Source organism: Staphylococcus sp. GDY8P45P (assembly GCF_017892745.1).
GTDB classification, from domain to species: Bacteria; Bacillota; Bacilli; order Staphylococcales; family Staphylococcaceae; genus Staphylococcus; species Staphylococcus cohnii.
On the sequence record NZ_JAESLS010000009.1, the window covers coordinates 148,953 to 170,310 of the forward strand.

Annotated in this window: 24 protein-coding genes; 15 read left to right on the forward strand and 9 right to left on the reverse strand. The window is 31.3% G+C overall.

Going from position 1 to position 21,358, the window contains the following annotated elements; genetic code table 11:
- The first annotated feature begins 81 nt into the window (after window positions 1-81).
- The 3 genes from KA873_RS10560 to KA873_RS10570 all read left to right on the forward strand — a co-directional run bounded on the left by KA873_RS10560 (window position 82) and on the right by KA873_RS10570 (window position 2,461).
- On the forward strand, window positions 82-588 hold the full coding sequence (locus tag KA873_RS10560; protein WP_181187669.1) for an SA0570 family protein: 507 nt from the start codon (window positions 82-84) through the stop codon (window positions 586-588).
- Window positions 589-728: 140 nt separating this feature from the next.
- Window positions 729-1,439: a hypothetical protein gene (locus KA873_RS10565; RefSeq protein ID WP_019468423.1), complete on the forward strand. Its 711-nt coding sequence runs from the start codon at window positions 729-731 to the stop codon at window positions 1,437-1,439.
- Window positions 1,440-1,657: 218 nt separating this feature from the next.
- Entirely contained in the window at window positions 1,658-2,461 is an 804-nt protein-coding gene (locus tag KA873_RS10570) for an alpha/beta fold hydrolase (RefSeq protein ID WP_107383661.1), read from the forward strand.
- A 214-nt stretch (window positions 2,462-2,675) separates the two neighbouring features.
- On the opposite strand, the gene sarA is transcribed toward KA873_RS10570, so the two are convergent.
- The 3 genes from sarA to KA873_RS10585 all read right to left on the reverse strand — a co-directional run bounded on the left by sarA (window position 2,676) and on the right by KA873_RS10585 (window position 5,472).
- Complete coding sequence (gene sarA, locus KA873_RS10575; protein ID WP_019468421.1) at window positions 2,676-3,050, reverse strand: global transcriptional regulator SarA; 375 nt, start codon at window positions 3,048-3,050, stop codon at window positions 2,676-2,678.
- 362 nt (window positions 3,051-3,412) lie between these two features.
- Window positions 3,413-4,336 carry an efflux RND transporter periplasmic adaptor subunit gene (locus tag KA873_RS10580; RefSeq protein ID WP_107504942.1) on the reverse strand — a complete coding sequence of 308 codons (924 nt, stop codon included), beginning with the start codon at window positions 4,334-4,336 and terminating at the stop codon, window positions 3,413-3,415.
- Window positions 4,337-4,542: 206 nt separating this feature from the next.
- Window positions 4,543-5,472 carry a DMT family transporter gene (locus KA873_RS10585; protein ID WP_107384661.1) on the reverse strand — a complete coding sequence of 310 codons (930 nt, stop codon included), beginning with the start codon at window positions 5,470-5,472 and terminating at the stop codon, window positions 4,543-4,545.
- A 249-nt stretch (window positions 5,473-5,721) separates the two neighbouring features.
- On the opposite strand from KA873_RS10585, the gene KA873_RS10590 reads away from it, so the two are divergent.
- Complete coding sequence (locus KA873_RS10590; RefSeq protein ID WP_107384662.1) at window positions 5,722-5,970, forward strand: hypothetical protein; 249 nt, start codon at window positions 5,722-5,724, stop codon at window positions 5,968-5,970.
- A 194-nt stretch (window positions 5,971-6,164) separates the two neighbouring features.
- On the opposite strand, the gene KA873_RS10595 is transcribed toward KA873_RS10590, so the two are convergent.
- Both KA873_RS10595 and sroA read right to left on the reverse strand, forming a co-directional pair.
- Window positions 6,165-6,383: a DUF2922 domain-containing protein gene (locus KA873_RS10595; RefSeq protein ID WP_019468416.1), complete on the reverse strand. Its 219-nt coding sequence runs from the start codon at window positions 6,381-6,383 to the stop codon at window positions 6,165-6,167.
- 14 nt (window positions 6,384-6,397) lie between these two features.
- The gene (gene sroA / locus KA873_RS10600) at window positions 6,398-6,604 is read right to left on the reverse strand and encodes a sigS mRNA-stabilizing protein SroA (RefSeq protein ID WP_019468415.1); all 207 of its coding nucleotides are present in this window, start codon (window positions 6,602-6,604) and stop codon (window positions 6,398-6,400) included.
- A 146-nt stretch (window positions 6,605-6,750) separates the two neighbouring features.
- Here sroA and KA873_RS10605 point away from each other — a divergent pair, with 146 nt between their 5' ends.
- From KA873_RS10605 to KA873_RS10645, 9 genes are all read left to right on the forward strand, one after another.
- On the forward strand, window positions 6,751-7,302 hold the full coding sequence (locus tag KA873_RS10605; protein ID WP_107386496.1) for a tyrosine-type recombinase/integrase: 552 nt from the start codon (window positions 6,751-6,753) through the stop codon (window positions 7,300-7,302).
- 23 nt (window positions 7,303-7,325) lie between these two features.
- Window positions 7,326-9,722 carry a DUF4040 family protein gene (locus tag KA873_RS10610; protein ID WP_210140340.1) on the forward strand — a complete coding sequence of 799 codons (2,397 nt, stop codon included), beginning with the start codon at window positions 7,326-7,328 and terminating at the stop codon, window positions 9,720-9,722.
- On the forward strand, window positions 9,709-10,134 hold the full coding sequence (gene mnhB2, locus KA873_RS10615) for a Na+/H+ antiporter Mnh2 subunit B (protein ID WP_107384665.1): 426 nt from the start codon (window positions 9,709-9,711) through the stop codon (window positions 10,132-10,134). The genes KA873_RS10610 and mnhB2 overlap by 14 nt, the downstream gene beginning before the upstream one ends.
- Window positions 10,131-10,478, forward strand: coding sequence for a Na+/H+ antiporter Mnh2 subunit C (gene mnhC2, locus KA873_RS10620; RefSeq protein WP_019468411.1), 348 nt, complete (start codon window positions 10,131-10,133; stop codon window positions 10,476-10,478). The genes mnhB2 and mnhC2 overlap by 4 nt, the downstream gene beginning before the upstream one ends.
- A complete protein-coding gene (gene mnhD2, locus KA873_RS10625; protein ID WP_107386494.1) occupies window positions 10,468-11,970 on the forward strand; it encodes a Na+/H+ antiporter Mnh2 subunit D in 1,503 nt (500 codons plus the stop codon). The genes mnhC2 and mnhD2 overlap by 11 nt, the downstream gene beginning before the upstream one ends.
- A complete protein-coding gene (gene mnhE2, locus KA873_RS10630; RefSeq protein WP_040029960.1) occupies window positions 11,970-12,452 on the forward strand; it encodes a Na+/H+ antiporter Mnh2 subunit E in 483 nt (160 codons plus the stop codon). The genes mnhD2 and mnhE2 overlap by 1 nt, the downstream gene beginning before the upstream one ends.
- Window positions 12,449-12,751: a Na+/H+ antiporter Mnh2 subunit F gene (mnhF2, locus tag KA873_RS10635; RefSeq protein WP_019468408.1), complete on the forward strand. Its 303-nt coding sequence runs from the start codon at window positions 12,449-12,451 to the stop codon at window positions 12,749-12,751. The genes mnhE2 and mnhF2 overlap by 4 nt, the downstream gene beginning before the upstream one ends.
- Window positions 12,726-13,175 (forward strand): Na+/H+ antiporter subunit G, encoded by a 450-nt coding sequence (locus tag KA873_RS10640; protein ID WP_019468407.1) that lies wholly within the window; start codon window positions 12,726-12,728, stop codon window positions 13,173-13,175. Before mnhF2 ends, KA873_RS10640 begins: the two co-directional genes overlap by 26 nt.
- Before the next feature lie 368 nt (window positions 13,176-13,543).
- Entirely contained in the window at window positions 13,544-15,595 is a 2,052-nt protein-coding gene (locus tag KA873_RS10645) for a cation:proton antiporter (RefSeq protein ID WP_107384667.1), read from the forward strand.
- A 420-nt stretch (window positions 15,596-16,015) separates the two neighbouring features.
- On the opposite strand, the gene mntC is transcribed toward KA873_RS10645, so the two are convergent.
- Genes mntC through KA873_RS10660 form a run of 3 tightly spaced genes read right to left on the reverse strand, consistent with a single transcriptional unit; the run spans window position 16,016 to window position 18,534 of the window.
- Complete coding sequence (mntC, locus tag KA873_RS10650; RefSeq protein WP_107385982.1) at window positions 16,016-16,948, reverse strand: manganese ABC transporter substrate-binding lipoprotein MntC; 933 nt, start codon at window positions 16,946-16,948, stop codon at window positions 16,016-16,018.
- Window positions 16,948-17,778, reverse strand: a complete 831-nt coding sequence (locus KA873_RS10655) for a metal ABC transporter permease (protein ID WP_107385981.1) — start codon at window positions 17,776-17,778, stop codon at window positions 16,948-16,950. Before KA873_RS10655 ends, mntC begins: the two co-directional genes overlap by 1 nt.
- A 21-nt stretch (window positions 17,779-17,799) precedes the next feature.
- The gene (locus KA873_RS10660) at window positions 17,800-18,534 is read right to left on the reverse strand and encodes a metal ABC transporter ATP-binding protein (RefSeq protein ID WP_107384670.1); all 735 of its coding nucleotides are present in this window, start codon (window positions 18,532-18,534) and stop codon (window positions 17,800-17,802) included.
- A gap of 121 nt (window positions 18,535-18,655) precedes the next feature.
- On the opposite strand from KA873_RS10660, the gene KA873_RS10665 reads away from it, so the two are divergent.
- On the forward strand, window positions 18,656-19,300 hold the full coding sequence (locus KA873_RS10665; protein WP_107504939.1) for a metal-dependent transcriptional regulator: 645 nt from the start codon (window positions 18,656-18,658) through the stop codon (window positions 19,298-19,300).
- A gap of 173 nt (window positions 19,301-19,473) precedes the next feature.
- On the opposite strand, the gene KA873_RS10670 is transcribed toward KA873_RS10665, so the two are convergent.
- Window positions 19,474-20,223, reverse strand: coding sequence for a M50 family metallopeptidase (locus tag KA873_RS10670; protein ID WP_181187674.1), 750 nt, complete (start codon window positions 20,221-20,223; stop codon window positions 19,474-19,476).
- A 255-nt stretch (window positions 20,224-20,478) separates the two neighbouring features.
- On the opposite strand from KA873_RS10670, the gene tarA reads away from it, so the two are divergent.
- Window positions 20,479-21,225, forward strand: coding sequence for an N-acetylglucosaminyldiphosphoundecaprenol N-acetyl-beta-D-mannosaminyltransferase TarA (gene tarA, locus KA873_RS10675; protein WP_107384673.1), 747 nt, complete (start codon window positions 20,479-20,481; stop codon window positions 21,223-21,225).
- The last annotated feature ends 133 nt before the right edge of the window (window positions 21,226-21,358 follow it).

Below are 21,358 nucleotides of genomic sequence, written 5' to 3' on the forward strand. Positions count from 1 at the left end.
TCACTGTTATTTTAGTAATATTTATAGTACAATGTGAATAAGCACAATGAAGGTAAGTTAAATATAAAGGAGAGAGTGCTTATGAAAAAAATATGTGCAGCAGTTTTAGTTACAGGTTTGGCATTTTCTGGTATTTCTGCAGGAAGTGTTGAAGCAGCATCAGGGAACTCTATCCAAAGTGTTAATGAATTGCAACATGGTGATCAATCATTAGAAGGTGCGAAATTAGGAAGTTCTATTCAATCAGTATTAAAAAATAATAAAAAACCAGTTTATTCATATAAACCTGATGGCTCAGAACATTATTATGAATTTAAAAAAGATAATGGTGTCCTTGTGGTAACTGCAGATGGTAAGAAAAATAATGGTAAAATCATACGTGTATCAATGAGTTACAACGATACAAATGGACCATCATATAAAGAAGTGAAAAATGCTGTAAGCAGCGAAGCAGTTGCTCGTGAACATTATAATAAAGTAACAGGCAACTTTGGATATGTTCAAGACAATCAAGTATCTTATCAATTTAGTTCTCCATCACCTAGTGATAAAAATATTAAACTTTATCGCATTGATATTGGTAAATAATCTTCACTTGTAATTATTAAAATGAATAATAACCGACAAGTTTAAAGCTATATACTTGTCGGTTATTTTATTGTTACAATAAGTGAAAGTCTAATTTTATTAATAAATAAAATACTTATTTAACAAAAAAGGAGCCTATCATGAGAGTCAATGACAAAGTATTAATAGAAAATATCAATGATTATTTCACTCATAAAGGTCTTTCTCCCAATCTTATAGATGATATTAAAGGAAAATTGAAAAAAGAGTTAAAGAAATCAGAAGCACAAGATTTGGATTATATAGAATACAGAAAGAAATCACCAGCTGAAATAATTTTAACGATTCAACGCAATTTATTTACATTACAATTAAATCCAATTGTATTTTTTATTATCAATTTTATTTTATTATCTTACTTGTATGATAAGCAGTATGTGCCGTTCCAAGCAGCGACGGGCTTATCCATTTTTTATTGTTTAATTATTTTACCTATTTCAATCTTCATTTATTTGAGGATTGATTGGAAAAATTATCTCTATAGTAATAAATTTGAAAGAGTGATAGGGCTCAGTGTTGCAGCAGCAGCGCTTATCTTGGTATTTGCGCACGCTTTTGGGTTTAATTTAGGTATCGTTGCTGTATCATTATATGCGCATCAATTTATCTTTTTTGTAGGTATTATATTTAGTATTTCAGGTGTCTACTTTAAAAGATTAGAATTTACTGGAATTGGCTTATTATTTTGCCAAAAAACAATCGATGCGATGGTTAGCAATCCAGTGATTACACAAATTGCATCTATTGTTATTTGGGTATTATTATTAATTGTCATAATTTATTACACAATTAGAATATCTTCAAGAAATTAAAGTTTCTTAATTACTTGGTGGTGTTGTAACACAATAAGTTGCATATACTCAACTTACATTTAATGTGCAAAAACATTAAGTGTAGGTTGGGTATTTTTATCTTTAAAGCCCAATACTATAAGGTCATAGTAAAAAGAAATGTTGCAGTTAAATATTTAAAATTGAGCATATGCATCATAAATCGAGGGTATATAAACCATATAAGGAGGTGGCCCACAATGGAAAAAGTAGAAATTAGTTGTAACACTAAATTGGCATACATCCGTGAGGGTCTAGGCTTTCCTATAATTTTAATTCATGGTTTAGATGGCAATCTAGCTTCCCTATGTAGATTAAAAGATGAATTAAAACATAATTATGATGTCATTACTTATGACGTTAGAGGACATGGTAAGTCCTCAAAACCTAATGCGTATCATTTAAAAGACCACGTAGAAGATTTGAAATTATTAATGAAAAAGTTAAATATTGAAAAAGCGCATTTAATTGGTCATGATATGGGCGGACTTATTGCTAAACATTTTGTTGATAAATATGAATATATGGTTGAGTCATTAACTTTAATCGCATGTAATCTTATTGATAGTGTATTGGAGTTAAACAAATTAATGATTGAACATGACGACGAAATAGAAGGATTTGATAAATCTGAATCTCTGATTTTATTATTACCTTATATGTATAAAGACCAAGAAAAAGCTAAAAAATGGTTTCAATCACAGTTGATTTATAATAGACAATCAGCTGAAGAAAGTGCGATAGCTACAAGAGCATTAATGGAATTTCCTGTATATAATCAAAACATTGTACTTGAACAAACTAGCATTCCTACACTAATTGTAAATGGTAATTATGATCCATTAATTACTAAAGAAATGAAGCGCGAATACAATCAGGTATTTCATAATTTAGAAATAGTTGATTTTAACCAATCAGGACACGCACCTCATATTGAAGAACCAAACCACTTTTTAGACGTTTTTTTAGCGTTTATAAAAACAAATGAATACTCAGAAGGATAAAATTGTTAAAATATGTGATGTTTATTTTTGATTTCAAATGCTAAGTGTTAAGTATGAAAAGAACGAATACATTCAAAAACATAAAAGATGCAAAAGCGAGGTAAGATAAAACATTAAAATTTTTTCGGTATATATATAAAACCACTTCACCAAATTAATTCGGCGAAGTGGTTTTTTATGTTGATAGATATTTTATGTGGGAAGCTAAAGTTAGTTATACTTCTTTTTCATCATTTGCTTCTTGAATACGCTTGTTAACACGTGATAATAATTCATTGATTTTTTTACGTTGTTTAGAATCAACTAATATTAAAACTGTTCTTTCATCATGTTCATTACGCTTTTTATCAAAATAATCTTCTTGAGATAAGTTTTTAACCGCTTTAACAACTTGCGGTTGTTTATAATTTAAATGATTGATAATATCTTTTAGATAATATTCTTCGCTTTCATGTTCACTAATATATGTTAATACAGCGAATTCTTCGAAACTTACTGAAAACTCTTTTTTGATAATACTTTTTAATTTATCAGCGTACGTTACCATTGCTAATAGTTCAAAACAGTCATTTATTTTGGTGATAGCCATTTTTAATTCCTCCCTAATTTATATGCCCAATCTAATATACATATTAAAAATGTTTTTGTATAATAATTTGTCTTAATTCAAAGTTGAATACAAAGTTTTTATCATAATTTACAGCTCTGATATATTTGGGTAAAATATATTAAAACTAGCATTATTTAGTTTATTATAACTAAATTAAAATAGCAAGTAAACATAAAACTGATTAAACGGTATGGTAATGTTTAAATTTATTAATTCAATTATTTAAACACCAATCATTTAATTATAATAATTGCTCTAAATTTACAATTTACCACTATTTGATAAAAACTGTAAAAAACAAATTATATTTTAAAGATTTATTGTATTTATACTGTGCACATCTAATTTTTGGACCGCACAGTGTCAACATTTCTAGCTATGATATCTCCAGGTTTTAAACCTTCAATGATAAGCATAGTTTTTTTATTACCCGATTTTTCTGATTTAATAACCTTTTTAATAAATTTTTTATTTCTTAGTAAATAAACAAATTGTCCATTATCTATTGCAGTACGTGGTATTTCTATCAGAGTAGTTGGTTTTTCGATTTTTACATGTTCACCAAAAATGTGATCAGAGTTTGGTGAAATTTCAAGCAAATATTTAGATGGTTTAGATAAATTTGTTTGATTGATTGGAAGTTTAGATATATGCGTAATCTTACCAAAACTATTATTTGTAATATCACTACTTATCTTTACTTTGTCCTTGATATGTAAGTCGTTTTTTTCTTTCTCAGATATCTCTGCTCTTATGACAGGCTTAGGATCATAGATTTGGATTAAGGGTAGGTTTTGTGAAAGCATATGCGAGGGGTTTATGATGACGGTACCGGAAATGGGTGAGAAAATTGTAGTACGTAGTTTAGATTGTAAGTGGGAAATTTCAGTTTTTAAGTTAATAAGTTCAGCTGAAGTAGATTTATTAGTTTTAATAAGTTGAGCTAATAACTTTTGTTTTTGAGCGATGCGTTGTTCAATGTGAGGATTATAATACTCAAAAAGTGGTTGGTTTTGTGTTACTTTTGTTTCGGTTTGTACGAACCAGTCGTGGATAGCACCTTGAGAAGTATCATAATTGATCGATACTAACTGAGAAGGCTCTTGTCTTCCTATAAAGAATGGTGATTTTTTATAAGAAATTTTAACTGTTTCGATGTGCTCTTCAAAGTTATTACTATGTGTTTTTAAATAAAACCATAAGGATAGGGCGATTGTGCTAAAAAGGGTTAGTAACGTGGTTAATATGATAAAGATACGTTTCAAAATTTGTCACCTCTAGATGTATTATTGTACTGATTATACTGCTTTTATAACTACTGTGCCACAGAAAAAAAGAAGCTAAGACATATTAATTGTCTTAGCTTCTTATCATTAAAACAAACCCCAGGACTGTTATTATTAGTGAGGTAGGAGGACATAATTTTTTTGAATAAATTTAAATTGTATTTTACATTCTAGGCTATCATTACTTAAAACAATCTTAAAAGTACGATGCCAATCATCATAGCGACGATACCAACGATTTTTCGCTTCGTAATTTTATTAACATAAGTACCTAATAATCCAAAGTGATCAATAATTATGCCCATTAACATCTGACCTAACATCACAATAATTGTAGTTAAAGCAGCACCTAGGTGTGGCATCAATATAATATTTGTAGTGACAAAAATCACTCCAAGTATGCCACCAATGAAATAAATTGGTTTTAATTTGCCTTTTTGCTGATCATAAGCCTTCATCTTAAGTGTTCTATTGAAGATTAAAGTTAGAATGAATAATGCTATGGTACCAATCGTAAATGAAATTAAAGACGCTAAAATTGATGAATGTAACTGTTGTCCTAATGCGCTATTAATCGCAGTTTGTATTGGTGGACAAAAGCCGAATACAAAACCGATGATCAACCAAATATATACCTGAGCATTCATGTTTTTATCTTTGGGATTGCTACGTACATAATTCATAAGTATAATGCCAAGCATTAAAAAGAGAATACCCAATACTTTAAACATAGTAAAAGGCTCTACATCCGCGCCAAACCAACCAAAAGTATCAATTGTAACGCCCATAATAATTTGGCCAGCAACTGTCATTACGACGGTTAAAGATGCACCTAATCTCGGCAGTAATAATAAATTCCCTGTAAGAAAAATAACACCTAATATACCGCCGACAAACCATAGGTAACTCAATGATTGATTACTATAGAAATCAGTAGTAAAAACATGTGGATTGGTAATTAAATTGATTAAGATTAAAAAGGTAGTTCCAGTAGCAAAAGAAATTGTAGATGCATAGAATGAAGACTTCGTATAAAGACTTAATCTTGAATTTATCGAAGTTTGAAAAGGAACAACCATCCCAGCAACAATTCCTACTAAATATAAAAAAATCATTAAATCACGCTTTCTTCAGAGATAATTATATTATATAGGAAAGGAGTGGATTTTCCTATGCTCGTTTCTATTTATAAAAGAGGAAAGTATAAAATAATGTACACAACTAATGAAATATAATAAAATACTTATGTTGATGTTATAATTAAAGGGAAATTATTAGATTTAAATTGAAAATCAAGACCTATAAAAATTAGTAAGATGAATTTTTGGTGGTTTAAAAATATATAGAAGTGGTGACAATTTACATTGAAACAACTTTCAATCGTACGCTTATTAGATGAAGAAACTTTTTTTATAGGTGCAGGAAGTAATGAAGGAATTCAAAAAGAACAATTTATTGAAGTATTAAATCCTAGGAAATCATATAAAAATCTTGCTCAAGTGACAGAAGTTTTTGGACAATATGCAATGTGTAAAAAATTAGGAAAAAGTAAGATTTTTTTCGGTGATACAGTTAGATTAAGACCGATTAGAAACAAAAAATATCATAAATAATATCGTATATGTGATAAAAAGCGAATGCAATTTGATTCGTTGTTTTGTCACTTTTTTTATTTAAAACAAGGTAGCAGCCTAATGCTTAAGTGCATCAGGCTGCTACGATTGTTTATATAATTTGTTTACTTCAGCTTTCGGTGACTATACAAATACACTAGAAAAATGATATATGTGTTTAAAATTTTATTGATTTAACTTTCAAAAATTAATTTTGTAGATTTATCTATGATTTGTGCTGCACGCACTGTAGTAGGAATCCCCGCCTTAGGACGTAAGATATCTAGAGCAACTAATTTGTTCATTCCGTCTTTTACTGTACTTTCATTGATGAAGTGCTCTATTTTGGGTAATTGTAATTTAATGTCTTTGTTAACAGCATCATTGAATATAAGTTCTAAAGTTTGACTCATAATATTTAACCTCCTTAATTAACTGTTTCAGTTTTAATGATTTCCACTGTTTCAAATTTTTCTCCAGTGATTTGTTCGATGATAGATTTGAAACTTTTAATTTGATCAGTTGTTGCTTGGGTATTCAGATTTGCAAAGTGACGTTTAAATTGTGTAGCTTTTCCATCTTTGTCATATGTTATTCGTGACATAGTGACGGCTAAGTGACTGATTTGGTTCATTTGCCTAACCTCCTTTCACTATATATATCGTTATTAAATTTCAAATGGGTCAAAAAAATTTGAAAAAATTAGACAAAATACTTTCATGTGACAAAAACATGATATATCATTAAATATGCAACATTAATTAATTCAGAGGTGAATTTATGAATCAAGTAGACCCTATTAGGAATACTAATGAGATAAAAGCGATGTATGAGGTTTTAAAAGCCAAATCCATGCGTGATTATCTGTTGTTTAAGTTTGCTATACATACTGGTGTGAAGCTTTCCTCATTATTAAATTTAAATGTAAGTGATGTGAAAATAGAGGACGATGATATAAAACACTATTGGATAGAGACGCATGCACCTAAGATTCAGATTAGATTACCAGAAACTTTGAGAAATGAATTAATGACATATATATCAGAACAACAATTGAAGAATGATGAGTTGTTATTTCAGTCTAATAGGACATTAAAAGGTCTATCGCGACAGCAAGCTTATCGCATTATTCATCTTGCTGCAGAAGATTTAGGAATGTTACATATTGGTTTGACGACGTTGCGTAAAACATTTGCCTATCATGCTTATCAATCAGGTATTTCAATATCGATTATTCAAAAGTACTTAGGACATCAAACAACCTTTGAAACAATGAAGTTTATAGGTATTTCTACAAAATCTAGCAAAACAACGATAGCTTTAAATTTGTAAATTATAGTTAAAGGGGGTATAGGATGAGTTTAGTTTATTTACTGAGTGCGATCATTTTAATTATGATGGTACTTTTGCTCACAATGACGAAACGAAAATTTCATAAATTTGCTGGGCCAATCGCTTTAATCGCTCCAATCATTTCTTCTGTTTACTTTCTATGGCAATTGCCACAAGTAATGAAGGGGCAATTTGTATCAATTAAAATCCCTTGGCTCACATTATTGGATATAAATATAGATTTTAGACTAGATGGATTAAGTTTATTTTTTAGTTTGTTAATATCGCTCATTGGACTAGCGGTGTTTTATTATGCTACACAATACTTATCAAAAGAACATGATCATTTACCGCGTTTTTATATATACTTATTGTTATTTATGTTCAGTATGCTTGGTATTGTTACAGCAAATAATACAATTTTGATGTATGTATTCTGGGAATTGACGAGTGTATCATCTTTCTTACTTATTGCTTACTGGTACAGTAAAGGTGCAAGTCAATTTGGTGCTATCCAATCGTTTATGATCACAGTTTTTGGTGGTCTTGCACTATTAACAGGTTTTATCATGATTTATATTGTTACGGGTACAAATTCTATTACATCGATCATTGCGCAAAGTGACAAAATAGCTGATAGTCAGTTGTTTATACCAATTATTATCTTGTTGCTTTTAGGTGCATTTACTAAATCAGCGCAATTTCCTTTCCATATTTGGTTACCAAAAGCCATGGAAGCACCGACACCCGTGAGTGCTTATTTACACTCTGCCACAATGGTAAAAGCAGGTATATTTTTACTATTTAGATTTACGCCTGTTTTAGGGCTAAGTGATTTTTATATTTATTGTGTCACTTTTGTTGGATTAATAACAATGATTTTTGGGGCGGTTAATGCCACTCGACAATATGATTTAAAAGGTATCTTAGCTTATTCTACAATCAGTCAACTAGGTATGATTGTTTCTATGGTCGGTCTCGGTGGAGGATTTGCACAACATACTACTGGTGAACTATCTAAAGTTTACAGCCTTATTCTCTTCGCAGGTCTTTTCCATTTGATGAATCATGCGTTATTTAAAGGTGCTTTGTTTATGGGCGTTGGTATCATTGATCATGAAACAGGTACGAGGGATATACGTAAATTGTCTGGATTAAGAAAAGTACTGCCAATCACACATGTAGTTATGTTACTTTCAGCTTTATCTATGGCTGGTATCCCATTTCTTAATGGTTTCTTAAGTAAAGAAATGTTTTTTGATGGTTTGGTAAGTTCATACCAATTACCTCAATTTAATATCATTTTAACAATCATTATTGCAGTGATAGGTGTTGTTGCTAGTATTTTCACGCTTATTTATGCAGTTTACATGATTAAGGAAGTTTTCTGGGGAGACTTTAAACATAATGATTCACCAGTACAAAGTCCTCATGAACCATTTTTATTTACACTACCTTCTGCAATTATGATGATTTTGTTGCCTATTGTGTTTTTTGTGCCAAATATATTTGGACATCATATTATTTTACCGGCATTACGAAGTATCACAATTGGAGAAAAAGTAGATAATGTTGCACCGCATATATCACAATGGCATGGATTTAATTTACCGCTGTTGTTAAGTTTCATTGTGATTGTTGTAGGTTTTATAGCAGCGCTTAAAATTGATTGGAAAAAACAATCCGAAAAAATTAGAGTCAAATCTATAACAGATGTTTATTTAGACTCATATAAACAGTTTGAAAATTATTCAGGTTATAGTATTCGTACATTGATGAATAATCGTTTGAATCATTATATTATATTAACGTTAGCGGTTTTCATCATAGTAGTTGTTTATGGGATCATCCAAGCTGGATTTCCCGACGTTAAACAGATACATGTCAGTGAATTTGGCCCATTAGAAATCATCACGTTAATTGTTGTATTTATTCTAGGTATTGCTTTAACGTTTATTCGTCAACGTTTAACGATGGTAATATTAAACGGTATTATTGGTTATTGTGTAACGATATTCTTCATTTTAATGAAAGCACCAGACTTAGCGCTGACGCAATTAGTGGTAGAAACAATAACTACAATATTGTTTATTGTAAGTTTTTCACGCTTACCAAACGTACCACGTTCAAAAGTTCATAAGAAACGAGAAGCTGTTAAGATTATTGTTTCATTAATGATGGCGATTACTGTAGTTACACTTGTTTTCATTGCTCAGCAGGGTCAAACTATGCCAACGATTTCAACTTTTTATCACGATGCATACAAACTTGCAGGCGGTAAAAATATTGTAAATGCTATTCTTGGTGATTTTCGTGCTATGGATACCTTATTTGAAGGTATGGTATTAATCATCGCTGGTTTGGGTATCTATACATTACTTAACTTTAAAGAACGGAGGGGTCAAGATGAAAGAGAATGATGTAGTCTTACGAACAATTACTAAAATTGTTGTATTTATATTGTTAACATTCGGGTTCTACTTATTTTTAGCAGGACATAATAATCCTGGCGGTGGATTTATCGGTGGACTTGTATTCAGTTCTGCATTTTTACTTATGTTCTTGGCCTTCGACGTTAAACAAGTATTAGTCGCTTTACCACTTGATTTTAGAATATTAATGATCACCGGGTCTTTAGTATCATTTGCTACTGCTGTCATACCAATGTTCTTTGGTAAACCGTTCCTTTACCAAACAGATGCATACGTTCAATTACCGATATTAGGTGAAGTACATTTAACAACTGTTACGCTTTTTGAAGCTGGCATTGTTTTAGCGGTCGTAGGCGTTGTAGTAACAGTTATGCTATCCATAAGTGGTGGTCGCTCATGAATTTGATATTGTTAATGGTGATTGGCTTCTTAATATTTATAGGAACGTATATGATATTATCAGTCAATTTAATCCGTATCGTCATAGGTATTTCAATTTATACACACGCAGGAAATTTAATTATCATGAGCATGGGTCGCTATGGTAAGAATATGGTAGAACCACTTATTGGTGAAGGTAGTAAAAATTTCGTAGATCCATTGTTGCAAGCTATTGTATTGACTGCTATTGTGATAGGTTTTGCCATGACTGCGTTTTTACTTGTGCTCGTATATAGAACATATCGAGTTACTAAAGAAGATGAAATTGATGTGTTAAGAGGTGATGACGATAATGATGAGTAATTTGTTAATTCTGCCATTACTTCTGCCAGCAATTTGTGCGCTTGTACTGGTATTTATCCGTACACATAGCAGATTATCAAGAATTTTTTCAATTGGCACAATGTCTATTACGACAATCATATCTTTATTGTTATTGATTTATGTTATGCAACATAAGCCAATCGCTTTAGATTTTGGTGGCTGGAAAGCACCTTATGGAATTCAATTTGTTGGTGATTCATTGAGTTTACTCATGGTCACGACATCGAGTTTTGTCGTTACGTTAATTATGGCATATGGTTTTGGTAGCAGAGAAAAAAGAGCAATTCGTTATTACTTACCGAGTTTTATTCTGTTTTTAACAGTAGGCGTTATTGGTTCGTTTTTAACTGCAGATTTATTTAATATATATGTCATGTTTGAGGTAATGTTGCTTGCGTCGTTTGTGTTAATTACGTTAGGACAATCAGTTGAACAGTTACGTGCAGCTATTATTTACGTTGTACTTAATATTTTAGGTTCTTGGTTGTTATTATTAGGCATCGGTTTATTATACAAACTTACTGGTACCTTAAACTTTGCTTTAGTAGCGCAAAGACTAACTGAGATGCAAGGAGAAAGTTCAGTAGTAATTATTTCAATGGTGTTTTTAATTGCATTTGGTGCCAAAGCTGCGCTTGTATTATTCATGTGGCTTCCGAAAGCATATGCTGTTTTAAACACTGAGTTAGCAGCATTATTTGCAGCATTAATGACAAAAGTAGGCGCTTATGCCTTGATTCGTTTCTTCACACTGTTATTTGATAATTATAGTGGTATTACACATCCACTATTGGTTGTCTTATCTTGTATAACGATGTTAATTGGTGCATTTGGCGTCTTAGCTTATCGAGATATTAAAAAAATAGCAGCATATCAAGTTATTCTTTCTATTGGTTTTATAATTTTAGGTCTAGGATCAAATACAATTTCAGGTGTCAATGGTGCTATTTTTTATCTGACAAATGATATTGTTGTGAAAACATTGCTATTCTTTATCATTGGTAGCTTAGTATATATTACTGGTTATCGACAATATAAAAATTTATATGGTTTAGCTAAAAGAGAACCATTCTTTGGTGTAGCATTTGTGGTAATGATTTTAGCAATTGGTGGTGTGCCACCATTTAGTGGTTTCCCTGGAAAAGTGTTTATTTTTAAAGGTGCTGTTGAAAATGGTAATTATATTGGTTTAACTTTGATGATTTTAACTAGTCTAATTGGTATGTTTAGCTTGTTTAGAATTTTCTTCACAATGTATTTAGGTAATTCTGATAAAGGTGAACATATAGACTTCAAACCAATTCCTAGATATCGTAAAGGCTTAATCGGCATTCTTGTAGCAGCAATTATCGGTATGGGACTAGCGGCACCATTGATTTTCAAAGTAACTGATAATGCTACCCATTTAAATATGGATGATGGATTATATGAAAAAATGGTCAATCCTCATTTAGTGAAGGAGGAGAAATAATGAGACAAGTCTTACTTAATATGGTCATTGCATTTTTATGGGTGCTATTTCAAGATGAAGAATCATTTAAAGCTTCTACCTTCTTCTCAGGTTATCTAATTGGTTTAGTAGTTATTTATATACTACATCGTTTTTTTGGCCAACAATTTTATTTAAAAAAAGTTTGGGTAGCATTTAAATTTTTAACGGTATACTTATATCAGTTAATTACATCAAGTATGACCACAATCAACTACATTTTATTTAAAACGAAAGACTTAAATCCTGGTTTAGTTAGATATGAAACGACTTTAGAAACAGATTGGGAAGTTTCATTTTTAACGATTCTAATTATAATTACACCTGGTTCCACAGTTATTAGAATTTCAAAGGAAAGAAAAAAGATTTTTATACATGCAATTGATATCTCTGAAAAAGAAAAACAGAAACTGCTTAAAAGTATTAGACAATATGAAGGTCTCATATTGGAGGTGGCAGAATGATCGAATCACTGATAAATTTCTTTATAACAAGTTCAATTATTTTGTTTGGTATCGCACTTATTTTAACGTTGTTTAGGTTAGTAAAAGGACCAACGACGGCTGATAGGGTGGTTGCATTTGATACTGCTAGTGCCATATTAATGTCAACGGTTGGTGTGTTAAGTATTGTTTTTGGTACTTTTTCTTTCTTAGATTCTATCTTGTTGATTGCGATCATTTCCTTTGTAAGCACCGTTTCTATTTCAAGATTTATAGAGGGGGGGCATGTCTTTAATGCAAATAACAAGCGAAATCGTTAATTTAATTGCAGCGTTTATGATGTTCTTGGGCAGTATTATAGCTTTGATTAGTGCAATTGGTCTTATTAAGTTCCAAGACGTATTTTTAAGAAGTCATGCCTCTACGAAAAGTTCTACATTATCGGTATTGTTAACGCTGGTAGGTGTTGTCATTTATTTCATTTCTTCACAAGGTTATTTAAGTGTTAGGATGATTTTAGCATTGGTATTTATCAATTTGACTTCTCCAGTAGGTGGTCACTTAATATCTAGAGCAGCATACCGAACAGGCGCTTATATGTATAGGAAAAGTGATGCACCTAAACAAACAAGTATCTTATTAAGCGCTTCGGAAAATGACACATTTGAACAATTGAAAAAACGTGCTCAAATACGTGAAGAGCGTAGACATAAAATTAATGAAAAAGAACAAGATAAGTATTAATTTAAATACAACCTACTTGTAGGTTATATACTAGACTAGGCGGGTTAGAAATCAAAATTAAGTTTGATCTCTAATCCGCTATTTATATATAACGTTATAAATGTTTTGTTAGTATTGATGTTTGTGAAATAACAAAATTTTATCATGGTTGAAGTGCAATACATTTTAGTGGCTACTAAAAAAATGATAAAATTATATATATTTGTAATTGTGTTAATGTAAAAAAATACATATCTGGTAAACATCATTGTTCATATAAACAAGGATATGTAAGAGTTTGAGACACAATATGTTCATAAATAAACGATTGTATTTTTGTTTCAACCTCAACAATTATGAAAGTTTAAATGTTGAAAAGAGGTGAAACCATGCAAATATTCGAAACGATACTTATATTTTTAGCGGTAGTAATCGCAAGTTCTTTAGTGCATATACTATTACCTAAAATTCCTTTAGCTTTTATTCAAATTATCCTCGGTATGTTACTGTATATTACACCAGTTCCCGTCGAGTTCCATTTTGATTCGGAATTATTTATGGTTGCCTTGATAGCACCGCTATTATTTGTTGAAGGTGTAAAAGTCTCTCGTGTGCATTTAAGGCGTTATATCAAACCGGTTTTAATGATGGCATTAGGTCTTGTAGTAACTACTGTAATCGTAGTTGGCTTATTTGTACATTGGATTTGGCCTGAGCTTCCATTAGCTGCCGCGTTTGCGCTAGCTGCAATCTTATGTCCAACTGATGCTGTTGCTGTTCAAGCAATTACGAATGGTAAAGTACTACCCAAAGGCTCTATGACAATTTTAGAGGGTGAATCATTATTAAATGATGCTGCTGGTATCATATCTTTTAAAATTGCTGTAGCTGCATTGATTACGGGTGGCTTTTCAATGGTGAATGCAGTTGAACAATTTTTAGTATCCTCAATTGGTGGATTTATTGTCGGTTTAATTATTGGCGTAGCACTCGTTAGGTTTAGAGTATCACTTTCCAGAAGAGGTATAGAAAATATAAATATGTTTACATTTATACAGCTTGTGACGCCTTTTATTACATATCTCGTTGCTGAAATGTTTCATTCTTCAGGTATTATTGCAGCTGTAGTAGCAGGTTTGGTACATGGTTTTGAACGCGACCGAATTGCACAAGCACGTACTAGATTACAAATGAGTTATAACCATACCTGGAATATATTGGGCTATGCATTAAATGGTTTTGTTTTTTCTATTTTAGGATTTTTAGTTCCAGAACTTGTTGGTCGAATTATAGAAAATGAACCCCATAATTTTATTTTTCTAATTGTAGTTACAGTTTTAATTGCTTTAGCAATATATTTATTTAGATTTTTATGGGTTTTTGTTTTATATCCTTATTTTTATTTACCAATCAGTCCATTCCAAAAAATACTTACGAATTATGAAGACAATACGAAAGTCACTGAGAAACCACCGAAACGTGGTATGTATGCTTTTATTATGACGTTGTGTGGTGTACATGGGACAATTTCTTTAGCGATTGCCTTAACATTACCTTATATGTTGGCAGATCATCATTCGTTTGTATTTAGAGATGACTTATTATTTATCGCATCCGGTATGGTCATTATAAGTTTAATTATTGCACAATTTGTGCTACCTATTGTGACACCTAATGCGGTTCAACCAAAACAACACGGTATGAGCTTTAAAAAAGCAAGGGTATATATTTTAGAAAATGTTATAGAACACTTAAATAAATTATCTTCTGAAGAATCTAGTTATCTATATGGTAATGTTATTAAAGAATATCATGATAAATTAGCATTTCTTAAAACCGTTGAGAACGAAGATGAAAATACCAAAGAGTTAGAACGGTTACAAAAAATCGCTTTTGATGTTGAAAATAATACGTTGAATAGTTTGGTATCTAATGGTGATATAACAACAAATATCTTAGATAACTATATGCGCTATGCGGAACGTACTCAGGTTTATAAACAATCTTCTCTAATTCAACGTATTAAAGTGGAATTAAAAACATTTATTTTAAAAAGTAGAATTAAAACTAAAGTGAGAACGAATGCAGCATCCTCGTTATCAGTGATTGAAAACTTGAGAGAAATTTCTAATGTTATGAGGACCGTGCATTATCGCGTAGTTAGTCGTTTAGGTAAAGAAACGACTGAAGAAAATAAATTAGAAGTAGGCATGATTTGTGATAGTTATTTAATGAGAATTGAAAACTTAACGCCTTCTAACTTCTTTAATCCAAAAAGTGAAACTTCTATCACTAAAATTAAATTGGGTGCACTTAGAGAACAGCGTCGTGTTCTGAATCAACTTACTGAAGACGAAGAAATTAGTGAAGTTACTGCGCTAAAATTACGTGAAGCGATTAATTATGATGAGATGATTATCGTTGATAGTTTAACAGATTAAAGTAAATGGTTGGCAACTTTACTTCATGCTCAGATGAAAGAAGTTGTGAGATGCAACTTCTTTTAAAAAATTAGGACTAATCCATTTTGGTGGATTAGTCTTTTTTTATTATGATTTTAGTTGTGCATCAATCCTATTAATTCAGCAGAGCTGAAAAGTATAAAGGGGGAACGCCTGAGCAAAGCTCATGCATAAGTCTTACTAATTCAGCAGAGCTGAAAAGTATAAAGGGGGAACGCCTGAGCAAAGCTGAAAAGTAAGACTAAAAAAATCTCCATCAATGGGGGGAGGAGCCAACCATTGATGGAGTTAAGGGAGATAGATGATTTAAGGCTTGAATACCACCATACCGTACGTCATTAGGAGGGAAACGTACGGTATGGGGCTACTCACCTACAATGTAGGTTAAATAGCCTTATTTTATTCCATACTTCCGTGAACAGTATTGATATTTTCTTGCATCATATTAAAATATGAATCTCCTTTAGAACCTTTCTTACCTATAGAATCGGTATAAACCTCTCCATAAATATCTAAGTTTGTTTCTTCACTTAGACTTTGCATACTTTTCTTATCCACACTCGTTTCTACAAGTAAATGTTTAAGGTTATTGTCTTGTACAAATTTTACAGCTTGTTTCATTTGTTCAGGTGTACCTTGTTTCTCAGTATTGATTTCCCAAATGTAACCAGGTTTAATATCAAACTGTTTTGAGAAATATTTAAAAGCACCTTCACTTGTTATCATCGCACGTTGTTCTTTCGGTATATCATTAAATTTATCGTGACTTTCTTTTTTCAAATCTTCTAATTTAGCTATGTAATCTTTGGTATTGCTTTGGATATCATCTTTATATTTGTCATTCTTCTTAATCAAGGCTTTGCTTATTTCTTCTACATACTTAATACCATTATCTAAACTTAACCAAGCATGAGGATCTTGTTTTGATTCATCGCCTTCTTTAGCCCCGTTTAAGTATAAAGGTTTAACATTTTTTGAAACTTTAACAACAGAGCCATCTTCATATGACTTATTAGCTTGTGATAATGCGTTTTCAAACCAACCGTTACCTGTTTCTAAGTTTAGACCGTTATAGAATACAACGTCAGCATCAGTTAATGCCTTAATATCTTTTGGTTTTACTTCATATTCATGTGGATCTTGACCGATTGGAACGATGCTATGAATTTCTACGTTATCGCCACCAACGTTTTTGACCATGTCATAAAGGATTGAGTTTGTTGTTACTACCTTTATTTTTTCATTGGATTGCGAAGTAGAATCGTTGTTTCCTTTGCCACATGCACTTAAAAATAATATAAGAATCATTGTAATTGTTAATAATTTTTTCATTAAATTGCTCCTTTTTTTGAGAAAAATTGCATTTTATTACAAGTGAAAATAATGATATAAATGATAAACGCACATAAGACGATAGTTGCACCACTTGGAATATTATAAATGTAACTAAAGTACATTCCGACGATTGAACTTATAACACTAATAAGACTGGAAATGATCATCATCGTATGTAGTTTTTTAGCGATTAAAAATGCAGCTGAAGCAGGCGTAATCAATAATGCAACAACTAATATAATACCTACTGTTTGTATGCTTGCTACTGTAACGAGTGAGAGCAATAACATAACAAAATAGTGTAAGAATGTAGTGTTTAAACCACTCATTCTACTGAAAATTGGATCGAATGTAGAAATCATTAATGGTCTATAGAAAGTTATGATTAAAACCATAACAATCAAACCAACTATGACAGTGGACCAAAAAGTAGCGTGTGTAACTGCTAATAGATTTCCAAAAAGAATATGATATAGGTCGGTGGTACTATTAATTAAACTAATTAAAATGACCCCGGTAGCTAAAAATGCTGTAAAACTAATACCTATAGCTGCATCAGGCTTGGTCTTGCTACTTTTAGTAATGAATCCGATAAAGATACTTGCAATCATACCTGTCACTAACGCTCCAATAAACATAGGAACGCCGAATAAAAACGATAACGCAACACCAGGTAAAACTGCATGACTCATTGCATCTCCCATAAGGGAAAGACCTCTTAGTACAATGAGGCAACCTACTGTACCACAAACGATTCCTACAATAATTGAAATAATCAATGCATTGCTTAAAAATTTGTATTCAAATAGGTGTTGAAAAAATTCCATATCGTGTTACTTCCTTTCTATTTATGCCGATTCTGACTTTTCTTGATCTTCTTGTGTGGGATTTAAGAAAGTTTCGTTTAAATGCTCTGGTTGCATAGCAACATGACTTTCTCCAAAGAAACGAATTGTTTTGTTTAAAAGAATAACACGATTAAAATACTTTTCTGCTTTAGATAAATCATGATGAACAATTAAAAGTAATTTCCCGGCTTTTTTAAGCTCGTTTAATTGAGACATTATGATTTGTTCACTGTGGAAATCGATACCTACAAAGGGTTCGTCTAAAAGATAGAGCGTACTTTCTGTCATGAGTGCTCTCGCTACTAAAACCCTTTGTAATTGACCACCACTGAGTGCAGAAATTTGTCGATTTCTTAAATCTTGCAATTCTAATGTTGTTAGCAGCTGATTAAGTCTAGCTCGCGTTTTAGGGGTAACAAACCTAAACCAACCAATATCTTTGTAAGCACCCGAAAGTACAACATCTTCTACCTTAATTGGGAAGTCTAAGTCAATATGCGCTTTTTGTGGGATATATGTAACATTTTTAAGTGTTTGTTGTATAGCAATGTTATGTAAGTTAGCAATGCCTGTTGACTTGAATTCACCAATAATTGATTTGAGTAAGGAAGATTTACCAGCTCCATTGGGTCCCATAATACCTATAATTTCACCTTTTATGGGAATTTCTAAATTGATATTATCTAAGACATGTTTATTCCCCAAAGTGAGATTTAAGTTATTAATTTCTAACATTTTTCTACCTCCTTAAATTAAATTTTAGGCTAACCTAATTTAATTTATAATATAACATTAACTTTTAGCGTGTCAAGTAGATTCGTGATACAATAAAGTGAATGACTTGAGAGGTGAAACCATGCTAACTGAAGAAAAAGAAGATTATTTAAAGGCAATTTTAACCCATAATGGCGATCATTCTTTCGTTTCAAACAAGACATTATCCCAGTATTTAAATATCAAACCACCATCTGTAAGTGAAATGGTGAATCGTTTAGAGAAATCAGGATTTGTAGAAACGAAGCCATATAAAGGTGTGCAGCTATCAGAAGAAGGATTGACATATACCTTAGATATCATAAAAAGACATCGATTATTAGAGTTATTTTTAATTAAGATATTAGAATATAATTGGGAAGAGGTACATCAGGAAGCTGAGGTACTAGAACATAAAGTTTCACACTTATTTGTTGAACGGTTAGATAAATTATTAGATTATCCAGTAACCTGTCCACACGGTGGTGTTATCCCTAGAGACAATAAATACAAAGAGATATATACTACAGATTTATTGTCGTTTGAAGCGGGTGATCTAGTGACGATAAAACGTGTGCGAGATAGAACGGAATTATTAGTTTATTTAACGAGTAAATCCATATTGATTGGTGAACAAATAAAAATATTAGATAAAGATGATACGAATAAAGTGATGATGGTGCAGAAAGAAGAAAAAGTGACTGTACTGAGTTATGACAATGCTAAACATATTTATGCGGAAAAATAATAAATTGAACACTAGCATTTTTTAAGTTGACATTTAGACTGATCTAGTAAAATTATTTGTTTAAAGTATGTGAAAAAGCGTGGCATTGCAATCATATTTAAAAGTTAACAATTTAGTTGAAACGAAAAAGCGAAATCTAAATAAAAATTAGATTTCGCTTTTTTTGAAGCGGTCTAAGGAATAAAATACACTCGGAATAATTGATAAACTGTAAATAAATTGATGGCTATCCAAATAAAGCTATAGATAAAAGTTGGAATATGAGTTAATGTTTTTAAAGTACTACCATCCCAAGTGATTTCATCTGTCGAGATAGTTAATTTGAATATTGTCCAAGAAGATTGAAGTACTTCTCCTAGTAAAACACCTAATATAAAATGTTGTGTGATAGTTACAACATAAAGTATCGTCAATTGGTTTTCACTTTTAAATAAGCAATATAATAAAAAAACCAAAAGTATTACGATGAACATTGGTAACAACTTTCTAGAAGTTAAGCATACAAAATATATAAATATTAATAGGTAGGCAGTGATAAATAAACTTGGATATTGATATTGCGTTGATAGAAAACCTATATATAACATAAGTGGGGGCATAACGTAGCCACCAAATGTGGTGATGGACTGTCCGAGGCCATTTTTTGATTGTGTTATGGCGAAGCCTTGTTGAGATGTTGCTAGACGTTCTGATGGTCTTGCGACAATCACTAAGTCTCTTGCTTTGCCTCCGCTTAATTTATTAAATAATATATGGCCGAACTCATGTGTTAATACAGGAATATAATTGAAATAGATATCTAAAAGTTGGTTTATGGATTTATTTCGATAAGTATGTATAATGATATAGATTATGGCAACCAAAATAATCCAGTAAAGATGTAATTGAATAGACGAGCTGAAAAATGCATGTAGTTTAGACATGAAATACCTCATTTGTATAATACGATTATTTGATGTTTTACGAGATACGGTATTGGTAAAACAGCATCTCACATATAACAGTATAAAGTAAGAACACCCATAAAGCATTTGGACTTTTGTCGTATATTATCGCTTAACACTGTTTGACCTAGGTTTTATGGATATTGTAATATATGCGAGAGTGACTGTATTCATATTACAAGAAAAATATTATAGCGTATCGAGAAAAAGAGTTGAGTTAGGAGATAACCAATCATGACAAGAGCTAATCAATTAGAAAAGGTAAACGTATTATCTGTTTTATTTGATAATGTAACACTGACAGAAATGCGTGACCGCGTAAAACTTTTTTTTGAATCAGAAACTGACAAAAATTTATTTATTGTAACTGCTAATCCTGAAATTGTTGATTTTGCTACCGAAAATGCAATTTATCGTAAGTTGATCAACAGCGCAAACTATGTAATTCCAGATGGTACAGGTGTAGTTATGGCTTCAAAATTGCTTAAAAAACCATTGAAAGAGCGTGTACCAGGTATAGAATTAATGGAAGCATGTTTAAAGATTGCTAATGCTAATTATCAAAAAGTTTTTTTATTAGGTGCAAAAGACGAGGTTGTAGTGAAAGCTGTAAGTCAATTAAGTGAAAAATACCCCAATATTAATTTTGATTATCATCATGGCTATTTTAACTTAGAAGATGAAACAGTATTGAAACACGTTAGTTCATTTAATCCAGATTATGTTTTCGTTGGTATGGGTTATCCAAAGCAGGAACAATGGATTGAACGTCATGATAATCATTTTAAACAGACGTTACTGATGGGTGTCGGTGGATCTATTGAAGTTTTTAGTGGAACGAAAAAAAGAGCACCAAAAATATTTCGCAAATTAAATATAGAATGGGTTTATCGTTTTATCATTGATTGGAAGCGGTTTGGCAGAATGAAAGCAATACCGAAATTTGTATTTAAAGTGATTAAGCAAAAAACCAAGCAATAATAAAAACCGGTTATAGCATCGTTTGAGCTATAGCCGGTTTTTTTACTAAAATGAGCTTGATATGTTTTACAATTACTAGTTTAACGAGATGATTATCAGTCCATTAAAATTGCTATGCAATTGGACAGTCGTT

Bases quoted from the DNA above. Each gene is read 5' to 3' on its own strand.
- KA873_RS10560 (WP_181187669.1), top strand. From the start codon at position 82: ATGAAAAAAATATGTGCAGCAGTTTTAGTTACAGGTTTGGCATTTTCT.
- KA873_RS10565 (WP_019468423.1), top strand. From the start codon at position 729: ATGAGAGTCAATGACAAAGTATTAATAGAAAATATCAATGATTATTTC.
- KA873_RS10570 (WP_107383661.1), top strand. From the start codon at position 1,658: ATGGAAAAAGTAGAAATTAGTTGTAACACTAAATTGGCATACATCCGT.
- sarA (WP_019468421.1), bottom strand. From the start codon at position 3,050: ATGGCTATCACCAAAATAAATGACTGTTTTGAACTATTAGCAATGGTA.
- KA873_RS10585 (WP_107384661.1), bottom strand. From the start codon at position 5,472: ATGATTTTTTTATATTTAGTAGGAATTGTTGCTGGGATGGTTGTTCCT.
- KA873_RS10595 (WP_019468416.1), bottom strand. From the start codon at position 6,383: ATGAGTCAAACTTTAGAACTTATATTCAATGATGCTGTTAACAAAGAC.
- sroA (WP_019468415.1), bottom strand. From the start codon at position 6,604: ATGAACCAAATCAGTCACTTAGCCGTCACTATGTCACGAATAACATAT.
- KA873_RS10605 (WP_107386496.1), top strand. From the start codon at position 6,751: ATGAATCAAGTAGACCCTATTAGGAATACTAATGAGATAAAAGCGATG.
- KA873_RS10610 (WP_210140340.1), top strand. From the start codon at position 7,326: ATGAGTTTAGTTTATTTACTGAGTGCGATCATTTTAATTATGATGGTA.
- mnhB2 (WP_107384665.1), top strand. From the start codon at position 9,709: ATGAAAGAGAATGATGTAGTCTTACGAACAATTACTAAAATTGTTGTA.
- mnhC2 (WP_019468411.1), top strand. From the start codon at position 10,131: ATGAATTTGATATTGTTAATGGTGATTGGCTTCTTAATATTTATAGGA.
- mnhD2 (WP_107386494.1), top strand. From the start codon at position 10,468: ATGATGAGTAATTTGTTAATTCTGCCATTACTTCTGCCAGCAATTTGT.
- mnhE2 (WP_040029960.1), top strand. From the start codon at position 11,970: ATGAGACAAGTCTTACTTAATATGGTCATTGCATTTTTATGGGTGCTA.
- mnhF2 (WP_019468408.1), top strand. From the start codon at position 12,449: ATGATCGAATCACTGATAAATTTCTTTATAACAAGTTCAATTATTTTG.
- KA873_RS10640 (WP_019468407.1), top strand. From the start codon at position 12,726: ATGCAAATAACAAGCGAAATCGTTAATTTAATTGCAGCGTTTATGATG.
- KA873_RS10645 (WP_107384667.1), top strand. From the start codon at position 13,544: ATGCAAATATTCGAAACGATACTTATATTTTTAGCGGTAGTAATCGCA.
- mntC (WP_107385982.1), bottom strand. From the start codon at position 16,948: ATGAAAAAATTATTAACAATTACAATGATTCTTATATTATTTTTAAGT.
- KA873_RS10655 (WP_107385981.1), bottom strand. From the start codon at position 17,778: ATGGAATTTTTTCAACACCTATTTGAATACAAATTTTTAAGCAATGCA.
- KA873_RS10660 (WP_107384670.1), bottom strand. From the start codon at position 18,534: ATGTTAGAAATTAATAACTTAAATCTCACTTTGGGGAATAAACATGTC.
- KA873_RS10665 (WP_107504939.1), top strand. From the start codon at position 18,656: ATGCTAACTGAAGAAAAAGAAGATTATTTAAAGGCAATTTTAACCCAT.
- KA873_RS10670 (WP_181187674.1), bottom strand. From the start codon at position 20,223: ATGTCTAAACTACATGCATTTTTCAGCTCGTCTATTCAATTACATCTT.
- tarA (WP_107384673.1), top strand. From the start codon at position 20,479: ATGACAAGAGCTAATCAATTAGAAAAGGTAAACGTATTATCTGTTTTA.